Annotated in this window: 14 protein-coding genes; 7 read left to right on the top strand and 7 right to left on the bottom strand. The window is 68.3% G+C overall.

The window, feature by feature from the left end; all coding sequences use genetic code 11:
* The 3 genes from AB0J09_RS33035 to AB0J09_RS33025 form a co-directional block, all read right to left on the bottom strand.
* On the bottom strand, window positions 1-702 hold a 702-nt coding region (locus tag AB0J09_RS33035; RefSeq protein WP_360699418.1), incomplete at its 3' end, for a sigma-70 family RNA polymerase sigma factor.
* A complete protein-coding gene (locus AB0J09_RS33030; RefSeq protein WP_360699416.1) occupies window positions 699-1,025 on the bottom strand; it encodes a YciI family protein in 327 nt (108 codons plus the stop codon). The genes AB0J09_RS33035 and AB0J09_RS33030, both read right to left, overlap by 4 nt.
* A gap of 1,062 nt (window positions 1,026-2,087) precedes the next feature.
* Window positions 2,088-2,951 (bottom strand): hypothetical protein, encoded by an 864-nt coding sequence (locus AB0J09_RS33025; RefSeq protein WP_360699414.1) that lies wholly within the window; start codon window positions 2,949-2,951, stop codon window positions 2,088-2,090.
* Here AB0J09_RS33025 and AB0J09_RS33020 point away from each other — a divergent pair.
* The 6 genes from AB0J09_RS33020 (at window position 2,941) to AB0J09_RS32995 (ending at window position 11,124) form a co-directional block, all read left to right on the top strand.
* A complete protein-coding gene (locus AB0J09_RS33020) occupies window positions 2,941-3,555 on the top strand; it encodes a hypothetical protein (protein WP_360699413.1) in 615 nt (204 codons plus the stop codon). The genes AB0J09_RS33025 and AB0J09_RS33020 overlap by 11 nt on opposite strands.
* 781 nt (window positions 3,556-4,336) lie before the next feature.
* Window positions 4,337-4,678 carry an Lsr2 family protein gene (locus tag AB0J09_RS33015; RefSeq protein WP_360699420.1) on the top strand — a complete coding sequence of 114 codons (342 nt, stop codon included), beginning with the start codon at window positions 4,337-4,339 and terminating at the stop codon, window positions 4,676-4,678.
* Window positions 4,679-4,888: 210 nt separating this feature from the next.
* Window positions 4,889-9,271, top strand: a complete 4,383-nt coding sequence (locus tag AB0J09_RS33010; protein WP_360699411.1) for a hypothetical protein — start codon at window positions 4,889-4,891, stop codon at window positions 9,269-9,271.
* A gap of 5 nt (window positions 9,272-9,276) precedes the next feature.
* Window positions 9,277-9,729 carry a hypothetical protein gene (locus AB0J09_RS33005; protein WP_360699409.1) on the top strand — a complete coding sequence of 151 codons (453 nt, stop codon included), beginning with the start codon at window positions 9,277-9,279 and terminating at the stop codon, window positions 9,727-9,729.
* 186 nt (window positions 9,730-9,915) lie between these two features.
* Window positions 9,916-10,446, top strand: a complete 531-nt coding sequence (locus AB0J09_RS33000; protein ID WP_360699407.1) for a rhodanese-like domain-containing protein — start codon at window positions 9,916-9,918, stop codon at window positions 10,444-10,446.
* 150 nt (window positions 10,447-10,596) lie between these two features.
* Window positions 10,597-11,124 (top strand): hypothetical protein, encoded by a 528-nt coding sequence (locus AB0J09_RS32995; protein WP_360699405.1) that lies wholly within the window; start codon window positions 10,597-10,599, stop codon window positions 11,122-11,124.
* A 70-nt stretch (window positions 11,125-11,194) separates the two neighbouring features.
* Here AB0J09_RS32995 and AB0J09_RS32990 read toward each other — a convergent pair whose 3' ends face one another.
* The 3 genes from AB0J09_RS32990 to AB0J09_RS32980 all read right to left on the bottom strand — a co-directional run bounded on the left by AB0J09_RS32990 (window position 11,195) and on the right by AB0J09_RS32980 (window position 14,369).
* The gene (locus tag AB0J09_RS32990; protein WP_360699403.1) at window positions 11,195-11,914 is read right to left on the bottom strand and encodes an aminoglycoside phosphotransferase family protein; all 720 of its coding nucleotides are present in this window, start codon (window positions 11,912-11,914) and stop codon (window positions 11,195-11,197) included.
* Between the two features lie 34 nt (window positions 11,915-11,948).
* The gene (locus tag AB0J09_RS32985; protein ID WP_360699401.1) at window positions 11,949-12,608 is read right to left on the bottom strand and encodes a DUF6069 family protein; all 660 of its coding nucleotides are present in this window, start codon (window positions 12,606-12,608) and stop codon (window positions 11,949-11,951) included.
* A 72-nt stretch (window positions 12,609-12,680) separates the two neighbouring features.
* Window positions 12,681-14,369, bottom strand: coding sequence for an aromatic amino acid ammonia-lyase (locus AB0J09_RS32980; protein WP_360699399.1), 1,689 nt, complete (start codon window positions 14,367-14,369; stop codon window positions 12,681-12,683).
* A 253-nt stretch (window positions 14,370-14,622) separates the two neighbouring features.
* Between AB0J09_RS32980 and AB0J09_RS32975 the strand changes: the two genes are divergently transcribed.
* Complete coding sequence (locus AB0J09_RS32975) at window positions 14,623-15,987, top strand: HAMP domain-containing sensor histidine kinase (protein ID WP_360699397.1); 1,365 nt, start codon at window positions 14,623-14,625, stop codon at window positions 15,985-15,987.
* Between the two features lie 189 nt (window positions 15,988-16,176).
* On the opposite strand, the gene AB0J09_RS32970 is transcribed toward AB0J09_RS32975, so the two are convergent.
* On the bottom strand, window positions 16,177-16,359 hold a 183-nt coding region (locus AB0J09_RS32970), incomplete at its 5' end, for a hypothetical protein (RefSeq protein WP_360699395.1).

The raw sequence follows: 16,359 nt of genomic DNA, 5'->3' as shown, positions 1-16,359 counted from the left end.
GTCGGGCATCAGCCGTGTCAGCAGGCGCGCGAGACGGATGGCCTCGGCGCACAGATCCCACCGCACCAGGTCAGTGCCCGCGCTGGCGGAATAGCCCTCGTTGAACAGCAGATACAGGACGGCGAGCACCGAACCGGTCCGTTCCGGCAACAGATGAGCCGGCGGCACCCGGTACGGAATGCCGGCATTGCTGATCTTGCTCTTGGCCCGGACGAGACGCTTGGCCATCGTCGCCTCGGTGACCAGGAAGGCCCGAGCGATCTCGGCGGTGGTCATGCCGGTCAGGGTGCGCAGCGTCAGCGCCACCCGCGCCTCCAGTGGCAGCGCCGGGTGACAGCAAGTGAAGATCAACCGTAGCCGGTCGTCGGAAACACCGCTGTCGCCACCCTCGCCGGAGCCGAAGGCGTCATCACCGGACGCCTCGACGGACGCCATCGTGGCCACCTCCCGTAGCTTGGCCGCCTCGGTCGACCTGCGGCGCAAGCGGTCCACCGCCCGGTTGCGCGCCGCCGTGGTGAGCCAGGCGCCGGGACGGCGCGGAAGGCCGTCGCGCGGCCAGCGCTCCAGCGCCAGCGCGAAGGACTCCTGCGCGCACTCCTCGGCCAGATCCCAGTCGCCGGTCACCCGGATCAGGGTCGCGACGATGCGGCCCCATTCCTGGCGGAAGGACTCGGCGACCGCCGCCTCGACCTCGGCGGTCACTCCTCCCAAAGCGGTCTCACCTCGACCCAGCCGAACCTGGCGGAGGGATGCTGGGAGGCGACCTCGATCGCCTCGTCGAGGTCCTCGCACTCGATCAGGTCGAAGCCGCCGATCTGCTCCTTCGTCTCGGCGAACGGCCCGTCGGACAGCAGTACCTCACCGCCACGCACCCGAACGGTCGTGGCGTCACTGCCCGGCCGCAGGCGCGCACCCTGCAGGCGTACCCCACGGCCGTCCATCTCGCGCACCCATGACGCCGGGTCGGCGTCATCCATAGGCACTCCGACAGCTTCGTTGTCGCAGACGAACATCACGTACCGCACGGTTCCTCCTAGCTGGCGGGCTTGACTGTACGCCGGACGAGTACGCCGGCGAAAGGAAGCCGGAACGTGCTGGTCTTCCGCTGCATGGCAGCCCTGACAGGGGCGTCGGGCAACGCGGACCGGGCAAAGTCATTGCGCGGCCGCAGAGAGTAGGTGGCGGCGAGGAAATCAGGCATGACGGGCCCTCCCATCCAGCGCCCGCTGCGGGCGCGTCGCGTTTTCGTGTGACACCCTCACGACGAACGGGCGGACCCCGCGATGGACAGCAGGCGTGGTCGAGGTCCGCAGAAGACGAATCTTCGAGCTACGGTGTCGCTGCCACAACGAAATCCGCATCTTCAGCTAGTCCAGGGCGCGGTATCCGAGCCGGAGGCGCTTCCCGGCTTCGACCTCAGGCGCTGAGGACTGACGCCGGAGTCGCTCATGCCCTGGCGGCGAGCCTATGGGCCGAATTTAGGTAGATCTTTCTATATATCGCCCATCAGGGGTTATGTCGGGACAGCGCCTCTGACCTGGTACTTTACTCTCGACGTGGCCGTTGAACCTCCCTTGAAGCGCACTTGACCTGCGGAAACGGCAAGGTACCCTCGCCCTATCACAGGCTTCCGTTTTATTCACTTCCGTCCTGCATTACACCTTTTGTCAGGATCTGTGGGTAAAAGTCGATCTCGTCCGGGGAGGTTCTCCACACTTCCATGACGCCAGAAATGCGGAAGTTCATCGAACCCGTGGCCATCGGCACAAGCTCGGCGCGGCCCGGCCCTCAGGCGCCTCCGCTGCGGCCCCATAGCCGGCGCAGCGAGGCGCGGTCCGGCACGCACACCCCCCAAGATCAACCCGCTAACCAGACCACTGAGGCACGGTGGACACGCGCATGACCCAACAACTCGGCCAGAGCATCACCGAGACACGGCCCAACCCGGATGCGCCTCCCGGGCAATCCGGCCACGGCACACCCCGCCAGCCGACCGGCACCCACGTGGGCCAAGAGCGGCCGTCCAGTGACAAGACAGCCCAGAAACCCCACGACCAGGCCCCTCGGGCAACCGATGACCACGCGACTCAAGCGGCCGACCGGCCCGCCGCTGACCGGCCGGGCATGGACGCCGGAGGCCGCCCGCACTCGCAGGGGAAGTCGGCCAGTCCCCTGAACCCCGGCACCAAGCGGGACGACTCCCACTCGTCTCCCGCCGAGGACCGCCCCACACATGCTCCGACTCGGGCTTCCGATACGCCGCCAACCGCGACAGCCCCAGCCCCGAGCTCCTCCGACGCTCCGACCGCTACCCCCACCCGGACATCTGACATGCCGCCCGCCACACCCACTCCAACCTCGACCTCTGACATGCCGCCCGCCACACCCACTCCAACCTCGACCTCTGACATGCCGCCCACCGCGCCTACCCCAACCTCGACCTCTGACATGCCGTCGGCCACACCCACTCCAACCCCGACCTCTGACATGCCGTCGGCCACGGCCACCCCAACGCCAACCCTCTCCGACAAGCCCTCCACAGCCACCGCGGCCCCAGCCCCGACCGATGACACGCCGTCAGCCACGGCCACCGCATCGGTGCCGCAGACGGCTCCGGAGACCACCGCCCCTTCGTCGACCGCCGCCCCGGCCGAGGCGACCTCCTCCCAAGCCGAGTCAGCGGCCTCTTCCGAACCCGAGGCGACTTCCTCCCCAACCGAGTCGGCGGCCACGCCCGGAGCGGAGCCGACGGTCACCTCAGCAGACGCGCCGACCACCACCCCCTCCTCGGCCGAGCCGACCGCGACCTCCGCAGCCGAGCCCGTCCCCGAGCAGGCCACGAGTGCCATGCCGGCGTCGTCCAGCACCACGACCGGGACCGTCTTGCCCGCGCACCTCCACACCTCGATTACCGGCCCATCGTCGAGCTTGTTCACTCCGATGATGATCACCTCGGCCGTGGTGGCAGTGGTGGCCTTGCTCGTGATGCTCGCCGTGGTCAAGGCCCGCCGCCGGGCCCGCCCAGCCGCGGCCGCGATGGCACCGAGCCCGTCCACGCACGTCCCCCGCCACAGCATTGCAGAGCCCGACGAGGGCATCCTGTGGAGGCGGGAACTCCTGGAAGCCATCGAGACCGCCGCCGCCCTGCCACTCGAGACCGTCGCACCCGGCGAACAGGACAGCGACCCACCGGGCACCCCTGCACCCACCGAGCAGGCGAACCGGCGACCCGAGACCAGCCCGTCCAGCCCCGACTCCGGCCCGGACCCTCAGGAGGAGGCCGCCGCCTTGACCGAGCCGTTGGAGGTCGTCATCCCCACCGGACCGCTGGAGTCGATCGTCGACACCGGACCGTTCGAGCGCATCGTCATCCCCGCGGCGACCACCCCGTTCGACGCGTTCGCCCCGGACGGCTCCGCGGACGAGAACATCTCCGACCCGACGTACCACGGGCGCAGGCGACGCAACGAGCACCCCGCCGACGATGAGGATGTCGCCGCCGAGAGGACGCCGTCATCGGCCCCCGGCGCCGCCGCTGATAGTGATGTCGGGTAGCCGGTGCCCTTCACCTGGGCGGCGATCCTGAAGTACGTGCCGGAGGCGCCGCGGTAGACCTCGCAGAAGAGCATGGTGGCCGGGCGAGGTGGGCCTGGGGTGCCGATCGTGGCGGCCGCCCGCGACGCCCGTCCCCTGCACGAGGGGGCTGGACGTGACCGCGCGGTTCCAGCCGGCGTACCCGGTCCTCTGCGCGCCAGCTCACCTGCTTCCACGCCTTCGCGGTGGCGACCACGGTGTTCACCGTCCCGTCGCAAGGTCCACCACCTGTACGCGCGCGTGACGGTGATCTGGACGGCGGCCGGAGGAAAGTCATGGACGGAACTCCACCCGAGAGGCGGTTGCCGGGCGGGAACGGCAGCTGTCACCCCGCGCCGTGCGCCGATCGGGAAGAGCGTCACGGGAATGCACCACATCGGCAATGCGGCAAGCTTTGAATTTGGATTCAACATAGCGGATTCATTGCCATTGGTGGCAGGCTGGACATCCGTACGATCGCAATATGGGAAGCAAAGACCTGGAGGGTCGGCGGGGAGGGGCGGGTGGACTGGGACGTCGCTCCCACTGGTGCGCACCATGGGCTGGAGGTCGGATGACATCCCGCGGCTGGGCGCATGAGTCTGCCTACGGCGATGTCGCTGTCCGCGGCGCATGCGCGAAAGGCGTCGTAGTCCAGGGCCGGCTCGCGAAGTTCCTTGCCGGAGGAGCAGTATCCCCGGAGATGCGTGATCTGCTGAAGCGAGCTACAGTACCTGCAACCGTAACGTAATTGGAGCACCTTATGGCGAAGCGTATTGTTGAATCTTTTGTCGACGACATCGACGGCAGTGACGCTGAGAGGACCACAAGGTTCGCTCTCGACGGGGTGAGCTACGAGATCGACCTGTCGGGCGCGAACAGAGAGAGGCTGGAGAAGGCTCTCGCTCCCTTCATCACCAAGGCTCGTGCGGTCCGTGCCGAAAGGGGCGGTCGCGGCCGACGCGGAGGCGCCGGCACGGCTCGGGGCGTCAGTCGTGACAAGGCCACGGAGGTCAGGCGGTGGGCCAAGGCACAGGGCCTGCCGGTAAGTGAGCGTGGCCGCATCGCCGCCACCGTCGTGGAACAGTACGAGGCAGCCCACTGAGAGAGAGCCCCAAATGCCGGTATCAGCCGCTCCGGCACCTTTGATGGGCTTAACTTGGTGTCTGACCTGGTGTCCTTAGGCTTGTTGCGATTTCGTTATTGACGCCCCGTACAACTAGATGGTCCGCTCTCCCTGAAACGTCGAGCGATTTACGGGGAGAACCACATGCAACGCGCCACCAGGCGCGCGTTATCGCGCGCCTTCATCGTCATGTCTGCCTTATCCTGCGTGATCGCGCTGGGGTCGGCCCCCGCGAGCGCCGACCCTGCGCCCCTCCCGCTTTCCACTGAGGGGCCCATCGTCGCCACCGGCGCCGCTGTCGCCGCGAAGCCGGTCATCGAGCAGGTGCCCAAGATAGAGGTCCCGCCCAACGGCACGGTGAACGTGCCGCGAGGTCCATCGCTGGCCGCGCGCCCGGTGGAGGCGCGCCCGGTGGGCCCGGAGCCGCCGCAGGTGACGATCCCCGCGGGCCCCACCCTGTTCAACCAGCTCGACGCCGCCGCCAAAGCCCGGCTGGCCAGCCATGGCCTGGTCACCGACGGCAAGGTCGACCCCGACGTCCGCAAGTACATGCCCGCCACCGACCAGGCCGGCATCCTCGACCTGCCCGGCCCGGTGGCCGGTCTGGTGGACCAGGCGGCGGCCAAGGTCAAGGAGCTGAGCGGCTTCGACCTGATGGCGCTGTACCACGCGCTGCCCGAGGGCATTCCGCTGATCACGTACCGGTTGTGCGCAGAGACCGCCACCAGGTCCGTCTCGTGCTCGGTCCCGCGGCCGATCGTGGTGCCCGTCGTCGCCGACGTCACCGGCGACGGAACGCCCGACGTGCTCGCCGATCTCGTGCCCGCGCTCGACATCAATCTGATCACCGCGGCCGCCAACGCGCTGAACTCCACCCAGCAGCGGCTCAACCAGGTGATCAAGGACATTGGGGCGATCGTCAATGACCCGCTGAAGCTGCTCGAGCTGCTCAATCTGAAGAAGCAGCTGGAAAAGCAGCTCGCCCAGCAGCGCTACGACCTCGGCATCCAGATCACCGCGGGCCTCGGCCTGCTGAGCGCCCGCCTGCCGACCAGCGAGACCGTCGGCGGGGAGCTCAAGGCGCAGCTCTGGGCGCAGTACGACATTCCCGCCTCACTCGACTTCTCCACCTTCAAGCGGTTGTCCATCGGCTTCGACGGCTACCGGCGCGGCACCTCGCTGTCGACCCTCGACTGGGGGGTCTACACCGTCGATCCCATCGCCGCCACCCGCGGGATCGTGGACGTCCGAGCCAGCCTGTGCAGGTTCCAGCCCGGTACGGCCATCGCCACCGTGGCGGGGCTCGCCGACCTTGAGAGCAAGCAGCTCGTCGAGCCCACCCTGGCCAGCCTCAGGCAGAGCCCGGTGCCGCAGCGGTTCACCGCCAGGGCCAGGTTCGACACGGGCAGGATCGAGGGCAAACTGGAGATCACCTCATCGCAGCCCGCCGTGCTGGACGGCCTCATCCTCACCAACAAGGCCGAGGACCAGTTCACCGAGATCTACGTCAACCAGCTCCCGGCTCAGGTGACCGCCGAGTTCACCCGGAACACCAAGAACGGCGAGGCTGACGTGCACTTCACCAGCTCGGCGGCGATCGAGCAGGCATCGGTGCACAACTACCTCTACACCGGCGAACGCCTGGACAAGGTGGCGGAAGGCGCGCTCACCAAGCTCCCCACCGACATCCACGCTCATTACGCCTCCACCGACGGCAAGAACACGACACTGGACGTGGACGCCAACGCGCCGCTGGCCAAGACCCTCGACGCGACCTATTTCGACCGGGCGGCCGACAAGACCATCGTCAAGGCCGGGCTCACCGACCTGCCGGCACAGCTGAAGCTCGCATACGACCATCCGGCCAGCCACATCACGGCCACCACCGACTCCAAGATCGGGCGCATCACCGCGCTGGTGCAACGGAACGAGGGCGCCATCTCGGCGCCGGCCGGCGACCACGTCACGCTGATCAAGGACGCGGCCGTCATCGGCGCGGCGGCCACGATCAGCGGCCTCGCCGGCTTCGACGTGACGTACGGCGGGCACCCGCACGCCCTGCTCACGCTCAACCCGGGCGGCCAGGCGTTCTCCGGCGCGGCCGACATCGACGGCACCCACCTGGCCAGGGTGGCGATCTCCAACCTGCCCGCCTCGGTGGAGGTGGATCTCGACCCGGCCGCCAGGACGGCCAAATACCGCGCCGCCTCGGTGATCAATTCCCTGCGTGCCGCGTACACCAACGTCAAGAGCGGCCCCACGGTCGACGGGACGCTCACCGCGCTCCCGGCCAGCGTGGACGCCTCATGGACGCTCGGCGACAAGACGGTCGTGGACGTCACCACCTCCACCAGCCTCAAGAAGATCGATTTCTACGTCAACAAGGCGTACGTGACGCAGGTCAGCCCCACCAGCGGCGAGGACCTGCAGGCCACGGTCGACGACATACCGACCCACATCACGGTGACCGCCGACATGGTGGCCAAGCACCTCGACTGGACCGCCGACAAACCGGTCACCTCGGTGTTCGCCTTCGCCAGGGTGAACGCTCAAGGCAGCTACTTCCGGGTCGCCGCCAAGGTCGCCACCGTGCCCGCCCGGTTCGAGGCCGACTGGGGCGACGGCGCCTACCGCTTCACCGGCGTGTCAGGACCGATCGGCTCGGCGACCATCGCGGCCACCAACCACGACGGCGCCCTGGCGCCGAGCGGTCCGCACCTGGCGGCCCACTTCCGCGAGTCGGACAAGCAGCTCGACGCCAGCGTACGCATCGACGGACTGAGCAATGTCGAGTTCAGCAAGCAGGACACCGGCTTCACCGCCGACTTCCAGGCCGCCCGCCAGGTCGTCGCGCTGGACGCCGACCTCTATCTGGCCGGCGGCCTGCGCTTCGGCGGCCTCGGCACGCTCGGCCCCATCCCCGGGCACATCGGGGTGTCGGCGGCCAAGGGCGGCGTGATCAGCTACAACGCCAACGGCGACTCGCTCGACCTCAAGGCCGACGTGTGGCTGGGCAAGGCCGCGGGCATCCCCGACGGCGCGCCCGGCTTCGCCAACGGCATCGCGCTGGTGGAGGGTTCGGGCGGCAGCCAGGACGACGGCCCGTTCTGTACGGCTCGCGGCTGCTTCGGCGTGCGCGGCTTCATCAGTCTCAGCGGGCTGCCGTCCGCGGTCACCGTCGATCTGGCCAAGAAGACGTTCACGTTCTCCGGGTACCGGCCGAAGGTGGACGAGCTGAAGCTGTACGTGGCGGGCAAGATCCTGCCGCCCGTCCCGATCAAGGCGCTGGCCACGCTGACCGGGCTGCCGCAGCAGATCACCACGGTGGAGATCGGTGACTTCGACGCGGGCAAGGGATCGATCAAGGCGAACTACAAGATCGAGCCCGTGGCGACGCTGCCCAAGGTGGAGGTCGTGGCCGAGTCGGAAATTCCCGACTTCGGCGTCGTACGTGGCCAGATCGTCATCGACAAGGTGCCCGCCGCCTTCTCCGTCGACGGCACCTACGGCAAGGAGACCAGCATCAAGGTCGACGACTCGGCCGCCGTGGACAAGCTGCTGGCCAAGGTGACCGTCGACCCGGACACGGACGGGCGCGGCACCGGCGTGATCGAGTTCACCGACGTGCCCGCCGCGTTCACCATCGGCGCGAACGTCACGGGCAAGGGTTTGCAGGTGCCCAACTTCACCTACGGCTCCGCCGCGAGCACGCTCGACGGGCTGTTCGGCCTCCAGGGGGCGCTGCTGAAGAAGTTCATCGACCGGCCGGAGGGTGAGCTCATCGACGCCACCTTCCAGTTCACCGACCTGGCGGGGGACACCACCGTCAAGGTCAACGAGGACCTCTCGATCGACATGGTGTCCAAGCCCCAGGCCACCAAGCTCGTCGAACTGCACGCGGGATTGATCATCTCGCCGGTCGCCAAGCAGCCGGTGTTCGTCCGCAAGGACATCCCTTACACCGCCGGGTTCTTCGCCTTCCAGCTCGACGGAGACTACAAGCTGGACAAGAGCAGGCTCGGCGACTTCGGGATCGCCGTACACGACATCAACACGCTGAGGATCAAGCCCGGCAAGGTCCCGTTCGGGCTCGAAGCGCCCGCTGCCCTCGGATTCGTCTTCCCCGGCTTCGAGGGCGACTACGGCACTCTCGACCTCGGGGTGAACGACCTTGATCTCAAGCACGACGTCACGCTGAACGTGAAGATCGACAGGGACCTCGGCCCCGACGCGTTCAACGACACGTTGCGCCTGCTGCCCGCCACGACAGTGCAGCTGCACCGCTACGACCAGCAGATGCGGGACATCAGCTCAAAGCTCCAGTTCAAGGTGGGCATCGACCTGTTCTGCCTGTCGCTCAGCACCAAGCCGGGCTTCGTCCCGCCGAAGAGCACCAACACGATCACTCTGAAGGGAGCCGACGGCCAGCAGATGGTCACCCTGCTCGACCCCGACGATCAGGTGCAGGACTACATCATCGACCTGTTCGCGCACTTCATGTCCCCCTTCGACGGGGCCGACTGGGCGGTGCACGGATTCGACCCGGGGAGCTGCGAGCAGCTTCTAAAGTGACCTGGATGAACGGTGACCACGACGCCCGCGGGACGCGCCCGTCCCGCGGGCTCATGGCACTCGCGTTGACGGCCGTCGTGATGGCCGCGGCGACCGGGTGCTCATGGATACGCGGCTGCGCCGAGACCAGGCTGCAGGTCGAGCCGCTCCACGTGACCGACAGGTCGGCGCCCGTCACGTTCACCGCCAGGCTCACCGCGGACGACAAGCCCGTCCGGGGCGCGCGCGTCCATTTCTTCGCCCGGATCGGCGCACCGGGGGAGAAGCTGGGCGAGCAGATCGGCGACGGCGCCACCGACGCCGACGGGGTGGCCAGGCTGGTGCGCCGCGACGGCGTGGCGGGTCTCGTGCTGCCGGGCAAGCGCGCGGTCGCCTACTCGGCCCAGTTCGCCACGGTCGGAGAGGTCGGAGGCAGGGACTACTGCTGGACCGAGGCCTCCGCCCCCATCACCTCATAGGCTCCGGTCCACCGCGCCGGGCATCACGTGATTGTCCATGGGCCTATGATCAACTTCGGGGGCGTTCAGGCGTCTGGTGGCCCTTCCCGCCGCCGGCGCGACTTCCGTCCCCTTCACCGCCAGCGATGCGCGGATCGCCCCGGCCCACCGATCGCCGCGTCGCCCTACCTCTCCTGGAGTGCCTCGATGCCTGCGGAATCACCTGACGTCTCGGCAACGACCTGCGAGCATGCCGCCCGCTCGACCGGCGTCGACCGGCTGCTGGCACAGGCTCGCGCAGGGCTCCATCGCCTGCATCCCGCCGAGGCCTGGGCCGCCACGCGCCGCGGTGGGATGATCGCCGACACTCGTCCCGAGTTTCAGCGCCGGGCCGCGGGCGAGATACCCGGAGCCGTCGTCATCGAACGCAACCATCTCGAGTGGCGGCTCGACCCCACCTGCGAGTCCCGCATTCCCGAGGCAAGTTCCCACGACATCCACTGGATCGTGATCTGCGCCGAGGGGTACTCATCCTCGCTGGCCGCGGCAGCGTTACGGGAACTCGGGTTGCACAACGCCACCGATGTCATCGGCGGGTTCGACGCATGGGTGGAGGCCGATCTGCCGGTAGTCCACCCCGCTCGGCCCACGGTCCCGCGCGGCCCGGGAGAAGGCGGACTTCCGGAAGACGGTCCTCGCAATGGGGAACTGTACGTCGGCCGGTACAGCATGCAGTAGGGCGCGCCGTCCGGCCTGCGGGCTGGACCCTGCGCCACAGCCGGCGGTGCTCTCGCGGACCATCTGCCGGTGCTGCACGCTTGGGGAACTCCGTGCTCGCGACCCGAAATTCAGTCGACGGCCGGAGACGCGGTTGCAATCATGCTCGCCATGACGATCGAGTCGCGGGAACATGTGCGGCGCTACTTCGACGAGTTCGGTGACGCCGAGTTGTCGTACACCTTCGAGCACGCCGAGGAGGCGATGCGCGGCCTGCTGCGAATCACCCGGCCAGGTGGGCTGGTCGTCGGCTCGGTCATGTCACTGCTCGGCGCCTGGCGGCACTTTCTCCCCGGCGTGGTCAAGGTCGCCGAGACCATCGGCGAGGACGCCAACGACCGGATCCTGCGCACCGGCGACCTGCGCCACGAATCCGGCCAGGGCATCGACACGCACGTGTGCCAGATGTTCCGCTACCGCGACCTGGCAGCCCTGGTCCGCGCCGCGGACGCCGAGATCGTGGCGGCGAGCGCCAGCAACTGGGCCTCCCTGGGCGACCTGGACGCGCTCGCCGTACTGGAAGCCGACCCTTCCCGGTGGGCCCGCTTCCTGGAGCACGAGGTGGCCGCCTGCCAGGAGCCCGGATGCCTGGACGGCGGCACCCACATCCTGTTCGCAGCACGCCACCCGCACGTCTGACACCGCCTTGGGCTCGGTGCGTGCCTGGCTTACCCCTGCTGCTCCTCGCCGTCAATTTGTTCATCCTCTCCTACCGCAGAGCAGACAGCAGGAGCTCCGTGTGCCGGCGAATAAGTCGGCGATCATTGGTAGCCCAGGTGACGGCAGCTTCGGCGTGGCGGCGACGGGCTGCGGTGATCTTCGGGTTGTCGATGTTGGCTGCTTCCGCCTCGGCGATGCCGGTCTGCTGGCGCGTCATCGCGTCCAGGAGTGGTTCTGGGGCGACGGTGCCGAAACCGTCGCGGAGTTCACGCAGATGCAGGGCCTGCTGGCTGATCGGTACGTGACCTTCGGACTGGATGCACCAGGTCCACGCCATGTATCCCAGGTCGTCGAGCCAATTGCCGGGGCGGCAGGATGACCAGTCGATGAAGGCCACCGGCAGGCCGTTCTGGAAAATGGTGTTGAAGGGGCCGGGGTCGCCATGGATGATGCACTCCTGGCCGGCTGCCAGGACGTGTCCGGCCGTTGCCTCGTGAAGGCTGCGCAGCATGCGGCCTCCGAGCGCATAGGCGCCAGGTGCTCGCTGCGTGGGATGGTCGGTGGTGGTGCCCGGGATGAAAGTCAGGATGTCCCGGCCCTGTTCGTCGATGCCCAGGTAGCGCGGAGCGTGGGGGTAGCCGACGTGCTCCAGGTGGGTGAGCACTTGGGCGGCGAAGTCGGCCCGGTGGTCGCGCGTGTGGCGAACCGTGTCACCGACACGCACGACTTCCACGGCGTTGTTCCCCCCTGCCAGGGGTTCCTCGCTCATAAGGCCATGATGGGTGATGCCTGCGAACGCCCGATCAGTCGTACGGGTCGTAGTCCCGGCGCTCGTGTCGGCGCTGCTCGTAGTCACGCGGCCGCTGCTCGTGCCTCGGCTGCTCGTATCCCCGAGGCTGTTCGTAAGCGCCCCGAGGCTGCTCGTACCCGCGAGGCTGCTCGTACCCCCGGGCCTCGTACCCGTGGGGCTGCTCGTACGGGTACGGTCCCGGATCCGGTACCTCCTCGATGGCCGTACGCCCGATCGACGCCAGCAACGAGAGGATGGCGATGCCGATGATCAGGTTGATGACGGCCGTGACGATCTGCGGGATGAGATCGGCGGAGTGCATGAACGGCAGGAACGTGATGATGACGGTGCAGAGCCCACCGATCCAGCTGAAGAACTTGGTCGGCTCCGGGGTCGACAGCATGAGGATGTAGAGCAGCAGCGTGGCGACAAGCGCGGCGACGGCGGCCGAGATCGCGTATCCGGTGGTCGCCGCACTGCCGTAGGCGGTTGCCCCGTCGGGCGTGAGGACGCGGATGCCGAGGAGCTTCTTGCTGATCATGACTCCGACCACCACGATCAGTGCGGCCACCACGGCGGCGGCCACGCCGCCTCCCCACACCCGCGCTGGATTCACCCTGGGCCGGGCCCGTCCCGGGCGGGAGTCATAGCGATCATGGGAGGGGTATGACATGCGAATCACCCTTGTCGCGACTGCTGATCAGGCACTTCGAGAACCTTACACGCGCCGTCAAGAGGCTGTACGTCACCGGGCAACGGACGGCGTCAGGTAGCCGTTGTGCACCAGCCAGATGGCCCGTTCCAAGTCAGGGGTCAGATAGCGATCCTCGCCCAGGGGCGCGATGTGCTTCCTGATCTCCGTCAGAAGGCTCTGCGTCGTGGTGCCGAGCGTCAAGCTGGACATCTTCTCCGCGATGAGGTCGATGCCCTGGGCCGCCATCAGGTACTGGACCGCCAGGACGATTTCCAGCCGGTCGAGGTTCTCGTGCAGGTGCCGGACGGAGGCCATCGCCATCGTGTTGTGGTCTTCCTGCCCGTCCTTGACCGGCCGCGACAGCGTCCCCGCCGGCGTGGCCCTGGCCTGCATCTCCGGGATCAGGGCCGCGGCGACCGTCTGCACCTGGACCATCCCGGAGTTCAGTCCCACCGTCCCGCCGGCGAGGTTCGCCGGCAGATCGTAGCTCCACCTGGGCGACAGCAGCCGCCCTGACAGCTCCTGCGACAGCACCCCGATGTCGGTGATCTCCGCGTTCAGGGTGTCGGCGAGATGCCCCATGACGGAGCCGTCCCAGTTGCCGCCCATCACGAACTCGTACCCCGGGCCCTCTTTGCGCTTGAAGATCAGCGGGTTGGAGGTCGAGGAGTTGGCCTCCCGTACCAGAGCCTGGCGCGCGTCGTCGATCACGTGCCGCAACCCGGCCATGATGTGGGGCGCGGCCCGCACCGACACCGCGTCCTGGACCCGCGGGTGGTAGTTCGCCGGGTCGAGGCGCTTGCGGCCCTCCTCCGTCATCCAGCCAGAGCCCTCCACCATCGCGCGCAGCCGCGCGGCGACCGCGTTCTCCTCGGGGATGTGGCGTTCCTTGTGGGTACGCGCGTCGAGCGATCCCCGTTCGGCCCTGGTCGCCTCCATGAACAGGGCGAAGGCGCCCTCTGCCTGGTCAGCGAGCACGGTGGCCCGGTGCACGGCGTCCATCAGCGTGGCGGCCAGGACGGTGCTGCCGCTGATGATGGGCAGCGCTTCCCCGGCCTCGAAGGTGAAGTCCCTGGGCAGCCCGGCCTTCGGCAGCATCTCGGAGGCGGGGCCCTCTTCACCTCCGTAACGCACGGGCGCGTCCTCGCCGAGCGCCGCCAGCCCCGCCGCCGCCTGCGGCTGCAGGTCCCCGGTGCCCAGAGAGCCGATCTGCGGCATCCGCGGCACGACCCCGGCGTTGACCATGGCCAGCAGACGCTGGGGCACTTCCGGCCGCACCCCGAACGTTCCTCTGGCCATCTGGTTCGCCTTGAGGATCAGGGCCAGCCTGACGACGTTGTCGGGCAGGGGCTCCCCGACGCCCGCGGCGTGGGAGCGCAGGACGTTGCGCTGGAACTGCTCCGCCTGCTCGGGGGAGAGCGGACGATCCTTCAGCGGCCCGAGCGCCTGGTTCCAGCCGTACACCCGCTGGTTGTCCAGGGCCGCCAGCGCTCCGGCCCGCGTTCTGCTCATGTTCGCCTGTGCGGCCGCCGCGAGCCGCGCCGTCACGGGACGGCCCTCGAGGATCGCGAAGGCGTCACGGAGAGAGAGCGAATCGCCGTCCAGTTCCAGGTCCAGCACCGGCGGCGCCGCGACCGGTCCCGGCATCGCCACCCCTACGGGAGCGCCGACGGCCTGACCCGGCACACACAGGGCGGCGAGCAGGCCCACGCCGGTTGCAATTCGTCCTACCTTGGTCATCAACTTGTCCCAACGACACTCAGCACGAAGATCAATTCCGCTGCCATATAGCCACGGGACGGGGGAGGGCCAGAGACGGCGCGACACCGGCGGGACGAGTGCTGACGTGGTCTCGACCTGTCCTATGACGGGCGCTTACTCCACCATCAGCTCGATGCCTGCTCCGTAACGGTTGGCTGTCTTTGTCGGGGAATCTCCCTGGATTAGCGACGAACGCGACGAATGTGATCCCCTGAATGCCGGGGGAAGGCGCGTGAGTACACGTTTGCGCCGGTCGCTGCGTACACGGCTGGCACTTTTCGCCAGCATCGCCATGTTGCTGCTGAACATCGTCGTCAGCGCCTTCGTGCTGTACGCCCTCCGGAACGAGGTCGCCGATGCCGAGGCACAGGAAGTGTCCAGCAAGGCGCTGCGCGTGCTTCTCCTGGTCAAGCGGAACCAGCTTGCCCCGCGGGTGACCTCCAACGACCTCGACGGCATCCAAGTGGTCGACCCGGCCGGGCGCGTGGTCTCCTCGACGCCGAACCTGGCCGGCCTGCCCCCTTTGACGAGGGAGATCCCCCATCGGGACCACGCCAACGACGTCGCGGAGCTCTGCGACCTGCGCGCCTTCCCCGGCCGGTGCGAGATCGCGGTCGCCCTGCACGCGTACCAGCCGGACGGCGCATGGGTCATCTACGCCTTCGACCCGGCGGTGCCCTGGTACGTCAGCCGGAAAGTGATCACTTTTCAGATCTGTCTAATGATCTTGCTGGTGACGCTGACCTGGTACGGCGTGTCACACGTCGTGGCCAGGACGCTCGCGCCCGTCGACAGCATCAGGAAGAAGCTGGCCGAGATCACCGCGGGCGGCGGCGGAATGCGCGTCCCCGTGCCGGAGAACGACGACGAGATCAGGGCACTGGCCGAGACCGCCAACCAGACGCTGGAACAGCTGGAGGCGGCGATGGAACAGCAGGAGACGGCGATAGAGCAGCAACGCAGGTTCGCCGGCGACGCCTCGCACGACCTGCGCAGCCCGATCACCGCGATGCGCACCCAGGTCGAGGGGGCCCTGCTCCATCCCGAGGGCACCGACTGGCAGGCGACGGGCAACGAGGTGCTCACCAGCCTGGATCGGCTCCAGGCCATCGTCACCAACCTGCTCACGCTGACCAAGCTGGACGCGGGCGCCCCGGACCGCCGCGAGCCCCTGGACCTCGGCGGACTGGCCGCCGCTGAGATCGCCAGGCCGCGCTCCAAACGTGTCATCCCCAACCTGCAATCGGGCGTGGTCATCACGGGTGACCGGCTGCAGCTGGCCCGCCTGCTGACGAACCTGCTGGACAACGCCGAGCGGCACGCCGAGTCACACATCATCGTGATGGTGCGGCAGCAGGACAGTGAGGCCGTGCTGGAGGTACTCGACGACGGCGCGGGCATCGCGCACGACCAGCGCGAAATCGTCTTCCAGCGCTTCGCCCGCCTGGACGACTCGCGCAGCCGGGACTCAGGTGGCTCCGGACTGGGCCTGCCGATCGCCCGCGAGATCGCGAAGGCCCACCACGGCACGCTCACCATCGAGGACTCCCATACCGGCGCCCGCTTCGTCCTTCGCATGCCGGCCCAGGAGGACTGAGAATTATGCGATCCTCTGCTCCCATACGGATGACGACGACGGCTCGCGTCACGTCCGTGGACCGGGCGACGTTCGATGGGATCCGCTGGACGGCGGTCACGCGCTTCCGCCTGAACCAAGGGTGAGACCTACCGGGGAACGCCGCGCCACCGCCGGCGGAACTCGCGTGGTGTCGACCCGGCACAGCCGTCACTCGATCACCTCGCCGGCCTTCCGGGGACGGCCGTCGACGGTGACGACGCCTGAGGCGGTCGAGATGTCGATCACGTGCCCCCGGTAGGTCAGACCGGTCAGCTCCACGTCCCCGTCGGGGAGCGCGGCAGGGACGACGACCAGGCTGCCGTCGAGCTGGAACCGCACGCCCGCGGCCCC

It is taken from the genome of Nonomuraea sp. NPDC049784 (genome assembly GCF_040659615.1).
In the GTDB taxonomy this organism is placed as follows: Bacteria; Actinomycetota; Actinomycetes; order Streptosporangiales; family Streptosporangiaceae; genus Nonomuraea.
The sequence above is the reverse complement of the archived record's forward strand: the minus strand, read 5'-3'. Positions and strand labels throughout refer to the sequence as shown.

Coding starts and splice junctions, on each gene's coding strand:
- AB0J09_RS32985 (WP_360699401.1), bottom strand. CDS start 12,608: ATGTCATACCCCTCCCATGATCGCTATGACTCCCGCCCGGGACGGGCC.
- AB0J09_RS33005 (WP_360699409.1), top strand. CDS start 9,277: ATGAACGGTGACCACGACGCCCGCGGGACGCGCCCGTCCCGCGGGCTC.
- AB0J09_RS33000 (WP_360699407.1), top strand. CDS start 9,916: ATGCCTGCGGAATCACCTGACGTCTCGGCAACGACCTGCGAGCATGCC.
- AB0J09_RS32980 (WP_360699399.1), bottom strand. CDS start 14,369: ATGACCAAGGTAGGACGAATTGCAACCGGCGTGGGCCTGCTCGCCGCC.
- AB0J09_RS33015 (WP_360699420.1), top strand. CDS start 4,337: ATGGCGAAGCGTATTGTTGAATCTTTTGTCGACGACATCGACGGCAGT.
- AB0J09_RS32990 (WP_360699403.1), bottom strand. CDS start 11,914: ATGAGCGAGGAACCCCTGGCAGGGGGGAACAACGCCGTGGAAGTCGTG.
- AB0J09_RS33020 (WP_360699413.1), top strand. CDS start 2,941: ATGATGATCACCTCGGCCGTGGTGGCAGTGGTGGCCTTGCTCGTGATG.
- AB0J09_RS33010 (WP_360699411.1), top strand. CDS start 4,889: ATGTCTGCCTTATCCTGCGTGATCGCGCTGGGGTCGGCCCCCGCGAGC.
- AB0J09_RS32995 (WP_360699405.1), top strand. CDS start 10,597: ATGACGATCGAGTCGCGGGAACATGTGCGGCGCTACTTCGACGAGTTC.